Source organism: Citricoccus sp. SGAir0253, assembly GCF_005877055.1.
Classification (GTDB): domain Bacteria; phylum Actinomycetota; class Actinomycetes; order Actinomycetales; family Micrococcaceae; genus Citricoccus.
This window is the reverse complement of the sequence record NZ_CP039424.1, coordinates 48,544-65,657: the sequence shown is the minus strand read 5'-3', so window position 1 is coordinate 65,657 and position 17,114 is coordinate 48,544. Positions and strand designations below refer to the sequence as shown.

Annotated in this window: 15 protein-coding genes; 4 read left to right on the top strand and 11 right to left on the bottom strand. The window is 74.5% G+C overall.

Features of this window, described 5'->3' with window-relative positions; all coding sequences use genetic code 11:
• Positions 1-152 precede the first annotated feature (152 nt).
• The 7 genes from folE to dacB form a co-directional block, all read right to left on the bottom strand.
• Complete coding sequence (gene folE / locus E7744_RS00295; RefSeq protein ID WP_137774751.1) at positions 153-761, bottom strand: GTP cyclohydrolase I FolE; 609 nt, start codon at positions 759-761, stop codon at positions 153-155.
• A 52-nt stretch (positions 762-813) separates the two neighbouring features.
• Complete coding sequence (gene ftsH / locus E7744_RS00290) at positions 814-2,910, bottom strand: ATP-dependent zinc metalloprotease FtsH (protein ID WP_137772388.1); 2,097 nt, start codon at positions 2,908-2,910, stop codon at positions 814-816.
• Positions 2,911-3,168: 258 nt separating this feature from the next.
• Positions 3,169-3,720, bottom strand: a complete 552-nt coding sequence (hpt, locus tag E7744_RS00285) for a hypoxanthine phosphoribosyltransferase (protein ID WP_137772387.1) — start codon at positions 3,718-3,720, stop codon at positions 3,169-3,171.
• Positions 3,721-3,744: 24 nt separating this feature from the next.
• Positions 3,745-4,977: a tRNA lysidine(34) synthetase TilS gene (tilS, locus tag E7744_RS00280; RefSeq protein WP_137772386.1), complete on the bottom strand. Its 1,233-nt coding sequence runs from the start codon at positions 4,975-4,977 to the stop codon at positions 3,745-3,747.
• Positions 4,947-6,140, bottom strand: a complete 1,194-nt coding sequence (locus E7744_RS00275) for a zinc-dependent metalloprotease (RefSeq protein ID WP_137772385.1) — start codon at positions 6,138-6,140, stop codon at positions 4,947-4,949. Before E7744_RS00275 ends, tilS begins: the two co-directional genes overlap by 31 nt.
• A 153-nt stretch (positions 6,141-6,293) precedes the next feature.
• Positions 6,294-6,770, bottom strand: a complete 477-nt coding sequence (locus E7744_RS00270) for a DNA-binding protein (protein ID WP_137772384.1) — start codon at positions 6,768-6,770, stop codon at positions 6,294-6,296.
• A gap of 51 nt (positions 6,771-6,821) precedes the next feature.
• Positions 6,822-8,492, bottom strand: a complete 1,671-nt coding sequence (gene dacB / locus E7744_RS00265) for a D-alanyl-D-alanine carboxypeptidase/D-alanyl-D-alanine-endopeptidase (RefSeq protein WP_137772383.1) — start codon at positions 8,490-8,492, stop codon at positions 6,822-6,824.
• Between the two features lie 167 nt (positions 8,493-8,659).
• Here dacB and E7744_RS00260 point away from each other — a divergent pair, with 167 nt between their 5' ends.
• Positions 8,660-9,250: an inorganic diphosphatase gene (locus tag E7744_RS00260; protein WP_137772382.1), complete on the top strand. Its 591-nt coding sequence runs from the start codon at positions 8,660-8,662 to the stop codon at positions 9,248-9,250.
• A gap of 134 nt (positions 9,251-9,384) precedes the next feature.
• Positions 9,385-10,041 (top strand): hypothetical protein, encoded by a 657-nt coding sequence (locus E7744_RS00255; RefSeq protein ID WP_137772381.1) that lies wholly within the window; start codon positions 9,385-9,387, stop codon positions 10,039-10,041.
• On the opposite strand, the gene E7744_RS00250 is transcribed toward E7744_RS00255, so the two are convergent.
• Both E7744_RS00250 and serS read right to left on the bottom strand, forming a co-directional pair.
• Complete coding sequence (locus E7744_RS00250; RefSeq protein ID WP_137772380.1) at positions 10,027-10,950, bottom strand: HAD family hydrolase; 924 nt, start codon at positions 10,948-10,950, stop codon at positions 10,027-10,029. The two genes, E7744_RS00255 and E7744_RS00250, sit on opposite strands and share 15 nt — an antisense overlap.
• A gap of 160 nt (positions 10,951-11,110) precedes the next feature.
• The gene (gene serS / locus E7744_RS00245; protein ID WP_137772379.1) at positions 11,111-12,397 is read right to left on the bottom strand and encodes a serine--tRNA ligase; all 1,287 of its coding nucleotides are present in this window, start codon (positions 12,395-12,397) and stop codon (positions 11,111-11,113) included.
• Positions 12,398-12,445: 48 nt separating this feature from the next.
• Between serS and E7744_RS00240 the strand changes: the two genes are divergently transcribed.
• Positions 12,446-13,678, top strand: coding sequence for a diacylglycerol kinase family protein (locus E7744_RS00240; protein WP_246858481.1), 1,233 nt, complete (start codon positions 12,446-12,448; stop codon positions 13,676-13,678).
• 22 nt (positions 13,679-13,700) lie between these two features.
• Here the strand turns inward: E7744_RS00240 and pheA are convergent, their stop codons facing one another.
• Together pheA and E7744_RS00230 are read right to left on the bottom strand one after the other, a co-directional pair.
• Positions 13,701-14,672, bottom strand: coding sequence for a prephenate dehydratase (pheA, locus tag E7744_RS00235; protein WP_137772378.1), 972 nt, complete (start codon positions 14,670-14,672; stop codon positions 13,701-13,703).
• On the bottom strand, positions 14,669-14,995 hold the full coding sequence (locus E7744_RS00230; protein ID WP_137772377.1) for a rhodanese-like domain-containing protein: 327 nt from the start codon (positions 14,993-14,995) through the stop codon (positions 14,669-14,671). Before E7744_RS00230 ends, pheA begins: the two co-directional genes overlap by 4 nt.
• 26 nt (positions 14,996-15,021) lie before the next feature.
• Between E7744_RS00230 and E7744_RS00225 the strand changes: the two genes are divergently transcribed.
• A complete protein-coding gene (locus E7744_RS00225; protein WP_137772376.1) occupies positions 15,022-17,082 on the top strand; it encodes an AarF/ABC1/UbiB kinase family protein in 2,061 nt (686 codons plus the stop codon).
• The last annotated feature ends 32 nt before the right edge of the window (positions 17,083-17,114 follow it).

Below are 17,114 nucleotides of genomic sequence, written 5' to 3'. Positions count from 1 at the left end.
TCTGCGGCCGTCCCGGCGCCGGGCACGGCCGTGGCGGTTCGTCGTCGCGGGTGGTCGTCGTCCGGGCCGGGGCCGGCCGTCGGGATGGTCGCCGGCCGCGGTGGGCCGCTCCGCCGCGGCGTCTCGCGCGGGTCGTCGTCGGGGGGCCGGGCTCAGCCGTGCAGGATGAGCCCCATCGCCTCGGCCCGGGTGGTGGCGTCGCGCAACTGGCCGCGCACCGCGGAGGTCACGGTCTTGGCCCCCGGCTTGCGCACCCCGCGCATGGACATGCACAGGTGCTCGGCCTCGACCACCACGATCGCCCCGCGCGGGTGCAGGTGGGTCATCAGCGCCTCCACCACCTGCGTGGTCAGCCGCTCCTGCACCTGCGGGCGCCGGGCGAAGACCTCCACGAGCCGGGCGAGCTTGCTCAGCCCCGTCACCCGGCCGTCCTTCGAGGGGATGTAGCCGATGTGGACGGTGCCGTGGAACGGCACGAGGTGGTGCTCGCACGTGGAGTAGAACGGGATGTCCTTGACCAGCACGAGCTCCTCGTGGGAGATGTCGAACGTGGTGCCGAGGACGTCCGCCGGGTCCTGGTGCAGGCCGGCGAAGAACTCGGCGTAGGCCTTGGCCACCCGGGCGGGGGTGTCCTCCAGCCCCTCCCGGTCCGGGTCCTCCCCCACGGCCTCGAGGATCTCCCGCACGGCGGCCTCGATGCGCTGCAGGTCCACGCCCGCCGGGGGCAGCTCGGCCTCCGGGTCGGCCAGCAGCCCGGCCACCCGCTCGGCCTCCTGGGCCGTCACTCGATCAGTCTCAGTCACGACAGCGATCCTATCCCTGCGGCTGGGAGGGCAGGTCCGTCGGTCCCGCCCCCGGGCCCCCGCCGGAACCGCCGGGGTCCTCCCCGGGGAGCTGGCTGCCCGGCGTCGGGTCCACGGTGGGCACCAGGGTGTCCGAGGTGGACTCGGGGTCCACCGGCCCGGCCTCGTGCCCGTTGCTCGCGGCGCGCGCCCGGCGCTCCGCCGGGGACAGCACGGGCGGCTGGTCGGAGACGGGCCGGTCCTCGCTCGAGAGCCACACCTCGCGCGGGTCGCGCTTGCGCACGTCCGCGAAGATCTCCGCGATCTGGGCCTGGTTGAGCGTCTCCTTCTCGAGCAGCTCGTAGGCCAGGCGGTCCAGGACGTCCCGGTTCCTCGTGAGGATCCAGTACGCCTCGTCGTGGGCCTGGTCCAGCAGCTGGCGGACCTCCTCGTCCACGAGCCCGGCCACCTGCTCGGAGTAGTCGCGGCCCGCGCCCATGTCCCGGCCCATGAACGGCTCGCCGCTGCCGGCGCCGAGCTTCACGGCGCCCACGCGCTCGCTCATCCCGTACTCGGTCACCATCTTGCGCGCGGTGTCCGTGGCCTTGGAGATGTCGTTCGAGGCGCCGGTGGAGGGGTCGTGGAAGATGATCTCCTCGGCCACGCGGCCGCCCATCGCGTAGGCGAGCTGGTCCAGCAGCTCGTTGCGGGTCACGGAGTACTTGTCGTCCTCCGGCACCACCATCGTGTAGCCGAGGGCGCGGCCGCGCGGCAGGATGGTGATCTTCGTGACGGGCGCCGAGTTGCGCAGGCCCGCGGCCACCAGGGCGTGGCCTCCCTCGTGGTAGGCGGTGACCTTGCGCTCGTGCTCCTTCATGAGGCGCGAGCGCTTCTGCGGGCCGGCCATGACGCGGTCCACCGCCTCGTCCAGCGCCCGGTCGTCGATCAGCTGGGCGTTGGAGCGCGCGGTGAGCAGCGCGGCCTCGTTGAGCACGTTGGCCAGGTCCGCGCCCGTGAAGCCCGGGGTGCGCTTGGCCAGGGCGTGCAGGTCCACGCCCGGCGCCATGGGCTTGCCCTGCGCGTGCACCTGCAGGATCCGGTGCCGGCCCTCGAGGTCGGGGGCCTCCACCGGGATCTGGCGGTCGAAGCGGCCCGGGCGCAGCAGGGCCGGGTCCAGCACGTCCGGCCGGTTGGTGGCGGCGATGAGGATGACGTTGGTGGTGGCGTCGAAGCCGTCCATCTCCACGAGCAGCTGGTTCAGGGTCTGCTCGCGCTCGTCGTTGCCGCCGCCCACGCCGGCGCCGCGGTGGCGCCCGACGGCGTCGATCTCGTCCACGAAGATGATGGCCGGCGAGTTGTTCTTGGCCTGCTCGAAGAGGTCGCGCACGCGGGAGGCGCCGACGCCGACGAACATCTCCACGAAGTCCGAGCCGGAGATCGAGTAGAACGGCACGCCCGCCTCGCCGGCGACGGCCTTGGCCAGCAGCGTCTTGCCGGTCCCGGGCGGGCCGTAGAGCAGCACGCCCTTGGGGATCTTGGCGCCCACGGCCTGGAACTTGGTGGGCTCGGAGAGGAACTCCTTGATCTCGTGGAGCTCCTCGACCGCCTCGTCCGCCCCGGCGACGTCCGCGAACGTCACCTGCGGCATGTCCTTGGTGATCAGCTTGGCCTTGGACTTGCCGAACTGCATGACCTTTCCGCCGCCGCCCTGGACCCGGGACATCAGGAACCAGAACACGAGGGCGATCAGGATGAACGGGACCATGAACCCGAGCAGGGACAGCAGCCAGTTGTTCTGCACCGGCTGGTCCGTGAAGCCGTCCAGCGAGGAGTCGTCGATGGCCTCGACCACCTTCTCCGCGCGGGCCGTGGAGTAGTAGAAGTAGACCTCCTCGCCGAGCTCCCGGCCGTCCTGGACGTAGGGGTCCCGCAGCGTCAGGTCCACGCGCTGCTCGCCGTCCTGGATGCGGGCCTGCTCGGCCTTGTCCTCCTGGAGCAGCGCCAGGCCGACGTTGGTGTCCACGCGGGCGCTCGAGCCCTGCGTGAGGGCGGGGACGAGCAGGACGAGGAACAACGCGGCCAGGACGATCCAGATGATCGGGCCCTTGAAGACCTTCTTGGCGTTCAACAACTCTCCTGACCTCGGCCTGCGGCGCGGACGATCCGTCCACCGGCGGCGGGACACGGTCCTGCCGTACCCGTCAACGGTACCGGGCGCGAGTCTACGGCGCGGTGCTGGGAGCCCGCCGTTCGCGAGCGGTGGAATGCCCGGGGCCACCGGGGGCCGCGGCCGGGACGCCCGCGCGCCGGGGGATCGGCGTCCGGCACGTTGTCCACAGGTTGCCCACAGCTGTTAATCACGCTGTGGACAACCTGTGGAGGCGGCTCAGGAGTAGACGTGCGGGGCGAGCGTGCCGATGAAGTCCAGGTTGCGGTACCGCTCGTCGAAGTCGAGGCCGTAGCCGACCACGAACTCGTTGGGGATGTCCTTGCCGACGTACTTGACGTCGATGTCCACCTTCATGGCCTCGGGCTTGCGCAGGAAGGCGCAGATCTCCACGGAGGCCGGGCCGCGGGACTCCAGGTTGGTCTTGAGCCAGGACAGGGTCAGGCCCGAGTCGATGATGTCCTCGACGATCAGCACGTGGCGGCCCATGAGGTCGGCGTCGAGGTCCTTGAGGATGCGCACCACGCCGGAGGACTGGGTGCCGGAGCCGTAGGAGGAGACGGCCATGAAGTCGAGGGTCACGTGCGAGCGCAGGGCACGCGAGAGGTCGGCCATGACCATGACCGCGCCCTTGAGCACGGCCACCAGCAGGACGTCCTTGTCCTCGTAGTCGCGGTCGATCTGCGCTGCGAGATCCTTGATGGTCTCCTGGATCTGCTCCGTGGTCATGAGCACGTGATCCAGGTCGCCGTGCACGTCCTGTGCTTCCATGCGGGCTGCTCCTGCTGAGTTCTGCTACCGGGATGACGCCGGCGGGCGGTCCGGCCCCGAGGTGGGGGGTGACGGCCGGCCGGCGTAGAAGACCAGTCTCGCATACCCGGCCCGGCGCCGACGGCGCACGGTGACCCCGCCGGCCAGCTCGACCGGGCCCGCCGATCCGCCCCCCGTCGAGCGCGTCCCCACCAGGGCGTCGACCGCCAGCACGCGCTCCCGGCTGGGCCGTTCCCCGCCCGCCGAGACCACCGCGCGGCCGATGACGCGGCGCCGGACCGCGTCCGGCAGGGCCGCGAGGTCCTCGAGCGGCAGGGCCACCGCGGCCCCGGCGGCCGCCCCCGCGACGGCGTCCCGCGCGTCGCCCGCCAGCGGCCCGCCGTCCCCGCCGCCAGCCCTCGGGCCACCGCCCCCCGGACCTCCGGCCGCCAGCCGGGTGTACTCGGCCGCCGCCCACTGGTCCAGGGCGTCCGCGTCCTCGGCGGCCATCTCGGCGCTGCGCGCGAGCGCGGCGGCCACCCCGGGGCCCAGTCCGCGCCGGGGATCCTCGAGCAGGGGCAGGACGAGCGTGCGGACCCGCGAGCGCAGGAAGGCCGGGTCGGCGTTGGCGGGGTCCTCCCACCAGCGGATCCCGGCCCAGCGGCAGATGGCCTCCGTGTCCCGGCGGCCCAGCCCGAGCAGGGGGCGCACCAGGAGCCCGCGCCCGGGCGGCATCCCGGCCAGCGAGCGGGTCCCGGAGCCGCGGGCCAGCCCGAGCAGGACCTGCTCGGCCTGGTCGTCGCGCGTGTGGGCCAGCAGCACCGCCTGCGAACCGGCCCGGGCCGCGGCCGCGGCGAGCGCGGCGTGGCGGGCGGCGCGGGCGTCGGCCTCCGGACCGGACCCGGAGACGGTCACCTCCACGGTCTCCACGGTCACGGGGTCCAGTCCGAGCCGCCGGGCCAGGGCCGCGGCGTCGCGCGCCACCCGGGCCGAGCCGGCCTGCAGGCCGTGGTCCACCACGACGGCGCCGGCCCCGCCGGGCAGTCCCGGCCCGGTCCGCAGGGCCTCGGCGACGGCGACGGCGAGGGCCGCGGAGTCCGCACCGCCGGAGAGGGCGACCAGGGGCAGCGCGCGGCCCGCGACGGCGGCGCGCACCGCCGCGACCGCGCGGTGCAGCGGCTCGGGCCAGCGGGACCGAGGCGGCCAGTCCGGGGGCCCGGCGGGCGCCGTCGGGCCGGGGTGTGCGCTCAGCTGCGCCCCCGCATCCGCTCGATCCACTCCTCGGGGTGGTGCAGCTCGCGCTCGGTGGGCAGGTGCCCGGGGGCCTCCCACACCGCGTTGAACCCGTCCATGCCGAGGTCGCGCACGACCCGCTTCACGAAGCGCTGGCCGTCCCGGTACTGCTGCATCTTGGCGTCCATGCCGAGGAAGCGGCGGACCCACCGGTCCAGGGAGGACCGGGTGGCGTCCCGGTGGTCGAAGCGCTGGCGGATGGTCTTGACGGTGGGCACCACGGACGCGTCGATGCCGTCCATGATGACGTTGGCGTGCCCCTCCAGCAGGGACATCACGGCGGTGAGCTGGGCCAGCCTGGCCTTGTCCTCGGGGTCCTGGATCAGCTCGAGCAGGCCCATCGAGGCCGGGTGGGTGTCGGTGCCGAGCTCGGGCGAGCCCTCGCCCCCGGCCACGGAACGCTCGTCCGCCTCGGGGCCGCGCAGCAGCGCCCGGACGCGGGTGGAGAGCCGCTCGGGCAGGGTGTCCACCTTGTCGAACATGCCCGAGACCATCGTGATGATGTTGTCCTGCAGGTACCCGCGCAGCCACGGGGCGGCGGCGAACTGCACGCGGTGGGTCTGCTCGTGCAGGCACACCCACAGCCGGAAGTCCTCCGGGTCCACGTTGAGCTCCACGCGGACCTCGGCGATGTTGGGGGCCACCAGCAGCAGCCGCCCGCCGTGGGGGCCCGCCGGCGTGCCGTCCGGGCCGGGCAGGGCGCAGAAGGGCTCGTACTGGCCCAGGACCTTCGAGGACAGGAACGCCAGCACGGCACCGGTCTCCACGCCCGTGGCGGACGGGGCGAGCCCGCTCGTGGTCCGGGCGTACTCGGCCGGCCGGGCCGCGCGGATGTGCTCGAACGCGGGGGCAAGCAGCGTGGAGAAGGCCTGGGTGTTGGCGCGGATCCACGTGGGGCGGTCCACCACCAGCACGTCGGAGTCGCGCAGGTCCCGGGCGGCCTCGAGCCGGGTGAGCCGGTGGACGTGGTCCACGGAGGCCTCGGCGGCGCGCCGCAGCCCCTCGGCCTCGCGCTCGGCCTGGCGCCGGGTGAAGCGGGGGCCGGCCGCGCACAGCCGGGCGGCCGTGGCGGCGGCCACGTCCCAGTCGATGGGCGGGGTGACGCCCTGCGGGGTGGGGGCGGCGGGGTCCGAGACGGTGGAGTCCATGGACCCATCCCACCACACCCGCCCACCCCGCCACAGGGGGGCGGCACGGCGCGGGGCGCCCGGCGCGGGGACCGGGCCGGGTCCCCGGTGGGAGGTCGCCGCGGAGGGCGCGGCGCCGGAGGGCCCCGGTGTCCGCGGAGGGGCCCGCGGGGCTCAGTCCACGCGGCTGAGCGCGGCGGCCTGCTCGAGCGCGAGGGCCAGGCCCTCGGAGCCGGCCTGCCGGGCGGCCTCGGCGGCGGCGAGCAGGGGGGCGCGCCCGGCCAGCCGGGACAGGGGCACGACGACCTCCCCGCCCGGGCGCCGGCCCGTGTCCGGCACACGGGCCCGCGAGGCGTGCGTGGTCAGCACCGGCTCGGAGGCCTGCACCTCGGCGAGGACGTGCTCGGGATCGGGCTGGTCCTGCAGCTCCTCGAGCAGCACGAGGCGCTCGTAGACGGCCGGGTTGCCGATCTTGATGCGCTGGGCGTTGATCAACTGGGAGAGCATGGGCGCGGACAGCCCGAGCACGCGGGCGAGGGACCGCTGGCTGAGCCCGTAGGCCGCCATCACGGCCCCGAAGCGCTCGGCGAGGGGGCTGCCGTAGATGGCCCGCTGCTGGGACAGTCGGTGTTCGGTCACGGGCAGGGACATGGCCACGATCCTACCCGCTGGTTTGCGAAGGCAAAGACAGGGCCGGACGGATCACTCGTCCCGACGGCATCCGCACTCGGCCAGCAGCACCGCGCCGCGGTCCACGGCGAGCCGTGCGTCCGTGAGCACGCCCGGCTGGTCCCGGGCGATGAAGCTGAACAGCAGCTGCCGACCGTCCCCGGTCTCCACCGTGCCCGTCAGGGACGCCACCTCGCTGAGCGTGCCGGTCTTGGCGTGCACCACGCCCTCGGCGGGGGTGCCGACCATCCGCTGCTCCAGGGTGCCGTCCCGGCCGGCCACGGGCAGTCCCGTGGCCGCCGTGTCCAGGTCCGGGTCCGTGGCCGCGGCCTGCAGCGCCCCGGTCAGCTGCAGCGCGGTGACCCGGTTCTCCCCGGACAGCCCGGACGCGTCCACGAGGCGCAGGCCCTCCGTGTCCACGCCGAGGCGGGCCACCGCCCGCTCGATCGCCGCGGCGGCGCCCTCGAAGCTGCCCCGGCCGCCCTCGGCGAGGGCCACGTTGCGGCCGGTGGCCTCGGCGACCTGGTTGTCCGAGGCCTTGAGCATGTACTGCACCTGCTCGGCGACCCGCGCCGACTCCACGCCGGCCAGCTCCGTCCCGCGCCCCTTGAGCGCCAGCCGCTCCACGCCGTCGTCCACCACCACGTCCAGGCCCTTCCGGGCCGCGTGGACCGCGAGCCGGTCGCGGAAGACCTCGGCCGCGTAGAGCGCCGGGTCGTTCAGCCGGTCGGTGGCCGTGCTCGGCCACGCCCGGCCGCCGTAGGTGGCGATCGGCTGGACCACGGAGGCGTTGCCCGAGGTGACGATGTCCGGGCTCCAGTCCGGGGAGGCGCGCGGGCCGGCGTACCCCGTGTCGTCCACGCGCACCGTCACGGTCCCCGTGGTGCCCTCCTCGGCCAGCCGGTCCGCCGCGCGCCGGGCCAGCGTCCCGAGCCCGGCGCGGCCGCTGGCCTCCTCGCCGTTGCCGCCCGTGCCCAGCAGCACGTCGCCACCGGCATCCAGGACCACGTGGGTGACCTCCTTGGCCCCCACGTGCCCGGGCAGGGCCACGGCCGAGGTCGTGTAGCGGTGCTCCGGGCCGAGCACCTCGAGGGCGGCGATGGCCGTGAGGATCTTGACCGCGGAGGCCGGCGCCGCGGGCTCGTCAGCATCCCGGTCGTAGAGGACCTCGCCGGTCAGGGCGTCTACGACGGCCGCGGACATCTCCCCGTCGGCCAGGTCCAGGGCCTCGTCCAGGGCGGGCCCGAGGACCGCGGGCTCCGGCGACGGGACCAGCAGGGGGGTCAGGTCCGGCAGGCCGGCCAGCTCCGCGAAGGCGGCCGCCTCCTCCGGGTCCCGGGGCGCCGCCGCGCCCGTCGGTGCCGCGGAGGACGGGGACGGTTCCCCCGAGGCCGGGCGCGAGGACGAGGGGGCGGCCGAGGGGGACGCGGACTCCCTGGCCGACGGGCCCGGCGCGGCGGACGAGGCCTCCGCGCCGTCCGCGGCGCGCCCGGCCTCCGGCCCGGGCAGCCACGCGCCGACCGAGGTGAGCGAGGAGTCCGGGAAGGGGGCCGGCGTCGCGTCCCGGCTGGGCTCGGCGCCGGGAAGCAGTCCCTGCACGTCACAGCCGGCGGTGGCACCGGCCAGGAGCAGGGCCAGCACGGCGCCGAGGGCGCGCCGGGAGGCGCGCGCGGCGGGCCGGCGTCGGGGGTCTCGAGGGGTCACGGCAGGGCTTCCTGGACGGAGCGGAACGGGCCGGGCGTCACGCGGCGGACCGCGGGCGGACGGGAGCCGGGAGGCGCCTGGCCGGGGGCTACCCTTGAGTCTAGATGCCGCGCCCCGGCGCGGTGGCGACCCCCTGACCTCCACGCATCGCCAAGGAGCCTGAATCCATGAACCATGACGTGACCATCGAGATCCCGGCCGCCTCCCGGGTCAAGTACGAGTTCGACCACGAGACGGGCCGGCTGCGCCTGGACCGGGTGCTGTTCACCTCGATGCAGTACCCGACCCACTACGGCTACTTCGAGAACACCCTCGGCGAGGACGGCGACCCGCTGGACGCACTCGTCTACCTGCCCGGGTTCGACCTGGTGCCCGGCGTGATCGTGGAGTCCCGCCCGGTCGGCGTGTTCAACATGACCGACGACGGCGGCGGCGACGCCAAGCTCATCTGCGTCCCCTCGGACAAGCGCTTCGACCACATCCAGGAGCTCGAGGACATCGACGAGTGGCTGCGCAAGGAGATCGAGCACTTCTTCACCCGCTACAAGGACCTGGAGCCGGGCAAGTGGGTCAAGGCCGAGGCGTGGGAGGGCCGCGAAGCCGCCGAGGCCGAGCTGGCCGCCTCGATCGAGCGCTTCGAGGCCGCCGGTGAGCACACCCCCACCGACGAGCCGCAGGGCCGTGACGTCGAGACCGTGGAGCCGGAGCCGGCCGCCGAGGAGGGCCCCGAGGCCGACGTGCCGCAGGGCCGCGGCTGACCCCTCGCGCCTTCCCCACGCCCCCACACTTTGCGGGCAGAAGCGACCGGTCGCTTCTGCCCGCAAAGTCGTCCGGGGCGTCCTCCACGGGCGGTTCCGGGGCCGGCGGGGGCCGCACTGGCAGGATGGGGTCCATGTACGTCCTGACGATCAACCAGCGGGACTCGCGGGAGGTCGGGGACCTGGTGGACGGCCTGCTGCGGTCGCTGCGGCCCGTGCCGACCGTCCTGCCGTTCCAGCGCTCGGTGGGCGACGAGGCGATCGGCGTCGTCGCCGACCCCGCCGCCGCCGTGGACGCGGCCCTCCGGGCCCTGCGGGAGCGGCGCTGGAACGTGGGGATCGGCGTCGGCCCGTTCGGCGCGGCGGGACCGGACGGGGCGTGGACGCCCGGGCCGGTGCCGGACACCCAGGACCTCCGCGACGTCGGCGGCCCGGGACTCGTCCACGCGCGCCGGGCCGTGGAGCGCGCCGCCGCCACGGGCGTGCGCGTGCCCGTGGCCGTGGACGGCCCGGACGCCGAGGCCGCCGCGCAGGCGGAGGCCGTCCTGCGCCTGGTCGGCCAGCTCGTGCTGACCCGCACGGCCGCCGAGTGGGCCGTGCTGGACCTCATGGTCCCGGGCGTGCGCGGCCAGCAGAAGCCCGTGGCCGCGGAGCTGGGCATCACGGTCCAGGCCGTGTCCAAGGCGGTGCAGCGCTCGTTCTGGGCCGAGGAGCACGCCTGCCGGCCCGCGGCCGCGCGGCTGCTCGGCCTCGTGGACGCCGCCGGGGCGCCGCCCTCAGTCGAGCAGTGAGCGCAGCACGGCCGCCGCGCCGTTCTCCTCCACCGTGCCGGTGACCTCGTCGGCCACCCTGACCACCTCGGGCGGGGCCTGGCCCATCGCCACGCCGCGCCCGGCCCAGGCCAGCATCTCGATGTCGTTGCGGCCGTCGCCCACGGCCACCGTGTCGTCGATGTGCACGCCGAGCCGGTCCCGCACCGCCTCGAGCCCGGAGGCCTTGGACACCCCGGCCGCGGCGATGTCCAGCCACGCGGACCAGCCCACCGAGTAGGTGACGCCCTGCAGGCCGATGGACTCCACGGCCTCGCCGAACTCCTCGGCGGAGGCGTCCGTGGAGAACACCACGAGCCGCGTGGCCGTGGCCTCCATCATCTCCTCGAAGGTCACGCCCTCCGCCACCACGCCGAAGCTCATGTCCTGGAAGCGCTCGGTGGACAGGAACCGGCCCTGGTCGTCCTCCACGGCGTACTTGGCGTTCGGCAGCCGGTGCCGCAGCGCGCGCAGCGCCGGCGCCGGGTCGAAGGTCCGGCGGTCGATGACCTCGAACCCCTCCTCGAGGTCCGCGGACAGCCGGAGGGTCACCCCGCCGTTGCTGCAGACGCTGTAGCCGGACTCCAGGCCGATCAGCTCGACGACGGGCAGCGTGGCCCCCAGCGACCGGCCGGTGGCGATGAGCACGTGGTGCCCGGCGGCGACGACGGCGCTGGCCGCCTCCCGCACCTCCGGGTGCATGTGCCCGTCGTGGTCCACGAGCGTGCCGTCCACGTCCAGGCACACCATCCTGCGCCGCCCGTTCCCGTCCGCCCGGCGGCCGGAGGCCGTCATGTCCGACGGCGGCCGGTAGCTGGTGCGCAGCGATCCGGTCCCCGGATCCCCCTTCTCGTGCCGGTCCTCGGTGCCGGCCCTGCCCTGGTTCAACATGGCACCAGTCAAGCAGATGCCGCGGACGGCCAGTAGACCCGCCCCCGACGGCCGGTGGCCGCCGGGTGAACAGTGCCGGTCGGGCGGGGCGGCGCGGGACGGGGCGGCCGGGGCCGGTGGGCCGCGGCGCCGCCTCCCGGCGGGCGCCCCGCGGGACCCGTCAGAGGACGGGCAGCACCTCGAGGCCGCCGAGGTAGGGGCGCAGCGCGGCGGGGACCGTCACGGAGCCGTCCGGGTTCTGGTGGTTCTCCAGGATGGCCACGAGCCAGCGCGTGGTCGCCAGGGTCCCGTTGAGGGTGGCGACCATGCGCGTGCCGGCCTTCGAGCCGTCGTCGTTGACCAGGCGTTCGCGGATGTTGAGCCGGCGGGCCTGGAAGGTGGTGCAGTTCGAGGTGGAGGTCAGCTCGCGGTAGGTCCCCTGGGTGGGCACCCACGCCTCGCAGTCGAACTTGCGGGCGGCGCTCATGCCGAGGTCCCCGGCGGCGGTGTCGATGACCCGGTAGGGCAGCTCCACCTTGGCCAGCATCTGCTCCTCCCAGTCCAGCAGCCGGCGGTGCTCCGCCACGGCCTGGTCCTGGGTGGCGTAGATGAACATCTCCAGCTTGTTGAACTGGTGCACGCGGATGATCCCGCGGGTGTCCTTGCCGGCGGCCCCGGCCTCGCGGCGGTAGCACGTGGACCACCCGGCGTAGCGCACCGGCTCCGCGCCGAGCTCGAGGATCTCGTCCGCGTGGTAGCCGGCCAGGGCCACCTCGGAGGTGCCCACCAGGTACATGTCGTCCCGCTCGAGCTTGTAGATCTCGTCGTCGTGCTCCACGTCGAAGCCAGTGCCCTGCATCGTCTCCGGGCGCACGAGCGTGGGGGTGATCATCGGGATGAACCCGGCCTGCACGGCCAGGTCCAGGCCCATCTGCAGGAGGGCGATCTCGAGCCGGGCCCCCACGCCCTTGAGGAAGTAGAACCGGGAGCCGGACACCTTGGCGCCGCGCTCCATGTCGATCGCGCCGATCAGCTCGCCGATCTCCAGGTGGTCGCGCGGGGTGAAGCCCTCCGCGGCGAAGTCGCGGGCGGAGCCCACGGTCTTGAGCACCGCGAAGTCGTCCTCGCCGCCGGCGGGCACGCCGTCCTCGACGAGGTTCGGGAAGACCCGCTGGAGCCGGTCCAGCTCGGCCTGCGCCCGGCCGGACTCGGCCTCGGCGGCCTTGACCCGGGCGGCCAGGTCCTTGACCTCGGCCAGCAGCGCCTGCTTCTCCTCGCCCTGGGCGGCGGCCACGCGCTTGCCGAAGGCCTTCTGCTCGGCGCGCAGCTCCTCGAACGCGGCGATCGAGGACCGGCGGGTGGCATCGGCGGACAGCATCTGGTCCACGAGGGACTCGTCGGCGCCGCGGGCGCGCTGCGAGGCCCTGTAGAGGTCCGGGTTCTCGGTGAGGTGCTTGACGTCGATCACGTGCCCCAGCCTAGCGGCCGCGCCCCGCGCGCCCCGTAGACTGCGGCCATGCCCCCTGAATTGACCGTGGCCGTCGTGGCTCTCGTCCTCGTCCTCGCCGCCCTGGCCTTCGTCGTCGGGCTGTGGACCGGGCACCGCAGGCTGCGCGGCCGGATGGAGGAGCTGCACGGCCGGGTGGTCTCGCTGCGCGGGGACGTGGGCACCCTGCCGGACCGCATGGCGGAGCTCACCGGGCACGTGGAGGCCCTGGACGGCCAGGTCAGCGAGATGGCCGAGGCCCCGCTGATCGCCCGCGCGCTGGTGCACCCGCGGCGGGTGGCCCTCGTGCTCAACCCCATCAAGGCCGAGGCGGACACCGTGCGCGAGCGGGTGGCCGCCGCCGTGCGGGAGGCCGGGCTGCCGGAGCTGGAGGTCTACGAGACCACCGTGGAGGACCCCGGCCAGCAGATGACCCGGGACGCGGTGGCCGGCGGGGCCGACGTCGTGATCGCCGCGGGCGGGGACGGCACGGTGCGCTTCGTGGCCGAGGAGCTGGCCGGGACGGAGACCTCCCTGGGGGTCGTCCCGCTCGGCACCGGCAACCTCCTGGCCCGCAACCTCAGGTTCCCCCTCGAGGACCTCGACGCCTGCATCAACACCGCCCTGCACGGCACCGCCCGGCAGATCGACTCGATCGACATCAAGGTGGAGACCACGGACGGGACCACCGTGCGCAACACCTTCCTGGTGATCGCCGGCGCCGGCGTGGACGCCGAGGTCATGGGGGACACGCGCGACGACCTCAAGGTCAAGGCCGGCTGGCTGGCCTACGGCGAGGCCGGGATGCGCCACCTGCCGGGCTCCCGCAAGGAGATCTCCGTGTCCCTCGACGGCGGCGCCCCCCGGCGCCGGAAGGTGCGGTCCGTGATGGTCGCCAACTGCGGCGAGCTGACCGCGGGCATGGACTTCGTCCCGGAGGCCCGGTTCGACGACGGGCTGCTGGACGTGGTCATGCTCTCCCCCCGGCACGTGGGCGACTGGATCCGCATCGCCGCCAAGACGCTGACGAAGTCCCGCCACGAGATCCCCGTCATGGAGACCCACCAGGCCACCCGCTGCCGCGTGGTGCTGCACGAGCCGATGGCCGCGCAGCTGGACGGGGACCCGATCGGCGAGGTCCGCTCGATCGACGCCCGGGTCCGCCCCGACTCGCTGCGGATCCTGGTCCCGGCCGCCGACGTGCCGGACTCCGCGGCCGCGCCGGCCATGAAGCCCGAGGCCGTCCCGGAGGAGCACGCCTGAGGCCGGGGCCGCCGGCGGCCGGTCAGGAGGCGTCCGCGCGCCCCAGCAGTCCCTGCACCCACCGCTGGCCGGTGCGGTAGGCCTCGTCCGTGACGTCCGGGCGCACCACGTACCGGCGGTGGTCGGCGCGCGGGTAGGAGCCGAGGAACCGGATCTGCGGGATGATCCGGTACAGCGCCGCGAGCGCGGCGGAGACCCGCTCCTCGGCGAGGTGGCCCTCGAGGTCGATCGAGAAGAAGTAGCTGCCCAGGCCCGCGCCCGTGGGCCGGGACTCGATGCGGGAGAGGTTGATCCCGCGGGCGGCGAACTGCTCGAGGATGTCCATCAGGGCGCCGGGGTGGTCGTCCGGCAGGGGCACGACGACGGTGGTCTTGTCCGAGCCCGTCGGCGCCGGCAGCGTCCCGGGCCGGGAGACGAGCACGAACCGGGTCACGGCCCCGGCGGTGTCCTCGATCGCGGAGGCCAGCACGGGCAGCCCCGTCTGCGCGGCCACGAGCGGGGCGCAGACCGCGGCGTCGTAGCCCGTCTCCGGGTCCAGCAGCCCGCGCGCGCCGGCCGCCGTGGAGGAGGCGGGGATGAACTCGGCCTGCGGGATGTGCGCGGCGGCCCAGTTGCGCACCTGCGCCCAGCCGTGGCTGTGGGTGGCCACGGACCGGACCGCGGACAGCTCCATGTCCCGGCGCCCCACCAGCACGAAGCTGATGGGCACGAGGATCTCCCGGCGGATCTGCAGGGGGTCCCCGCCGGCGATGTCGTCGAGCGTGGCCGTCACGCCACCCTCCACCGAGTTCTCGATCGGCACCACCGCGAAGTCGGCCGAGCCGTCGCGGACCCGGCCGAGCGCGGTGATGACCGAGCCCACGGGCTCGCACCGGGCGCCGTCGACGCCCGGGACCTGGCGCAGCGCCGCCTCGGTGAAGGTTCCCTCGGGACCCAGGAAGACGTACCGGGGGCGTCCGCCCCCGGCGGCCGGGCCGGCGTCGGTCGCGCTCACTTGACGGTCGGCTCGGCGCCGCCGTCGGCCTCCATGGGACGGCCGGACTCCAGCCACGCCCCGGACCCGCCGGCCACGTTGACGGCGGAGTAGCCGCGCGCGACGAGGAAGTCGGCGGCGCGCATCGAGCGCCCGCCCGTGCGGCAGATGACGTAGTAGTCGGTGTCCGGGTCGAGCTCCTCGATCCGGTCCGGCAGCTGGCCGAGCGGGATGTGGAGGGCCCCGGCGGCGCGGCCGAGGGTGAACTCGTCGTCCTCCCGGACGTCCAGGATGGCGGCGTCCTCGGGGACGTCGCGGACACCCACGGTTTCGAACATGCTCATGGCACCCAGCCTAATAGGCTGGCCGCGTGGAGACGTTTCTCGGAGAGTTGGGGACCGTGGGTCACTGGCTGGGCTCCGTCCTCGGCGCGCTCGTGGGTCTCGTCCTGCTGGTGGCGATGGCGTGGCTGATCGCCACCGCGGTGCGCCGCGTCCTCGGCGTGCCCGTCGGCTGGTTCCGCTCGGTGCTCGTGGCCCTGCTCATGGTGCTGAGCACCAACGTGGTCTTCGACACGGTGATCCGCCAGGTCACGGGCGGGGACCGGGGGGTGCTGTCCGAGTCCTCCGTCCCGGCGGCCCTGGTGCTCGTGCTCATCGCGCTGCTGTGGATCTTCGGCCTCGGCACGGCCCTGCTGATGATCCTGGAGATGGTGGTCCCCACCGGCATGCTGCCCAACCCCGTCACGTGGGCCGCCGGCTTGCGCAGCGGCTGGGCCCGCAACCGGCGCTACCGCCAGGTGGTCGGCGTGTTCCTGCGCCACGGCCTCGGGGCGAACCTGCGCGGGCTCGGCCGGCGCGCGGACGACCAGGGCTCCTGGGCCACCACCGCCCGCGCGCTGCGCCGGGCCCTGGAGGATTCCGGCATCACCTTCGTCAAGCTCGGCCAGAACCTCTCGGCGCGCTCGGACCTGCTGCCGGAGGAGGTCATCCGGGAGCTGTCCCGGCTGCAGTCCGAGGTGGCCCCCGAGCCGTGGGGGTCCATCCGCGGGGCCCTGTCGCGCTCGCTGGGCCGGGACCCCCTGGAGGTGTTCGACTGGGTGGACGAGCAGCCGTTGGCCGCCGCGTCCGTGGCCCAGGTGCACCGGGCGCGGCTGCGGGACGGCACGGAGGTGGTCCTCAAGGTCCAGCGCCCCGGCGCGGTCGAGGAGGTCACGCGGGACACGGACATCGTGGTGCGGATCTGCCGCTGGCTGCAGCACAACACCACGTGGGGCAAGTCCCTGAGGATCCTGGACCTGGGCCGCGGCTTCACCCGCTCCCTGGCCGAGGAGCTGGACTACCACGGGGAGGCGGCGAACATGCGGGACATGGCCGCGGCCCTGTCCGGCCACAACATCGCCGTGCCGGCCGTGTACCCCGAGTACTCCTCGCGCCGGCTGCTCGTCATGGACTACCTGCCCGGAACGCCCGTGGGCCGCGCCGGCCCGCGACTGGACGCCCTCGGCCCCTCCGTGCGGCGCCGGCTGGCCCGCGAGCTGGCCACCTCCGTGATGCGCCAGATCATGGACGACGGCATCTTCCACGCCGACCTGCACCCGGGCAACGTCATGCTGTTGGGCGAGGCGCAGTACACGCGGCTGGGGCTGCTGGACTTCGGCTCGGTCGGCCGGCTCGACCCCCGCTCCCAGCAGCAGCTCGTCATGGTCTTCGCCTCGATCGAGCGCAACGACGCCCGCCTGCTCTCCGACGCGCTCGTGGAGCTGCTCGGCCGCCCGGACCAGCTCGACGACCGGCACCTCGAGCGCGAGGTGGGCGAGCTGCTGGTGCGCTACCGCGGCGGGCTGCGCGGCGGCTCGGCCTCCCGGCTGTTCGGCTCGCTGATGCGGCTGATCCTGGACCACCGCTTCGCCGTGCCCAAGGAGGTGGCGGCGGCCCTGCGCTCGCTCGGCGGCATGGAGGGCACCCTGAAGCTCATCGACCCGGAGCTGGAGGTCGTGGAGGCCGCCCGCGAGCTGGGCGCGGAGATGCTCCGGGACCGGTTCTCCCCCGGCTCGCTCAAGGACACGGCGACGACGGCCCTGCTGGACGTGCTGCCGATCGCCGCCCAGCTGCCCCGCCGGGTCAACCGGATCGCCGACGACCTGCAGGCCGGGCGGCTGTCCGTCAACGTCCGGCTGCTGGGCGACCGGGACGACCGCCGCTACGTCACGTGGCTGTTCCAGCAGGTGGTCGTGTCCATCCTCGCCGGGTTCTGCGTGCTCGGCGGGATCGTGCTGCTCGCCTTCGGCGAGGGCGGCCCCGCCATGACGACCTACATGACGTGGCACACCGCGTTCGGCTACATCGTGCTGTTCGCCGGGTTCGTGCTGTCCCTGCGCACCGTGGCCCTCGTGATGCAGCGCCCCGGCCCCGAGGAGACCCCGGAGTAGGCCGGGGACCCGGAGGGCGGGAGCCCGGCCGG

Coding starts and splice junctions, on each gene's coding strand:
- E7744_RS00230 (WP_137772377.1), bottom strand. CDS start 14,995: ATGAGCATGTTCGAAACCGTGGGTGTCCGCGACGTCCCCGAGGACGCC.
- E7744_RS00260 (WP_137772382.1), top strand. CDS start 8,660: ATGAACCATGACGTGACCATCGAGATCCCGGCCGCCTCCCGGGTCAAG.
- E7744_RS00250 (WP_137772380.1), bottom strand. CDS start 10,950: ATGTTGAACCAGGGCAGGGCCGGCACCGAGGACCGGCACGAGAAGGGG.
- hpt (WP_137772387.1), bottom strand. CDS start 3,720: ATGGAAGCACAGGACGTGCACGGCGACCTGGATCACGTGCTCATGACC.
- E7744_RS00240 (WP_246858481.1), top strand. CDS start 12,446: ATGCCCCCTGAATTGACCGTGGCCGTCGTGGCTCTCGTCCTCGTCCTC.
- E7744_RS00270 (WP_137772384.1), bottom strand. CDS start 6,770: ATGTCCCTGCCCGTGACCGAACACCGACTGTCCCAGCAGCGGGCCATC.
- E7744_RS00255 (WP_137772381.1), top strand. CDS start 9,385: ATGTACGTCCTGACGATCAACCAGCGGGACTCGCGGGAGGTCGGGGAC.
- E7744_RS00275 (WP_137772385.1), bottom strand. CDS start 6,140: ATGGACTCCACCGTCTCGGACCCCGCCGCCCCCACCCCGCAGGGCGTC.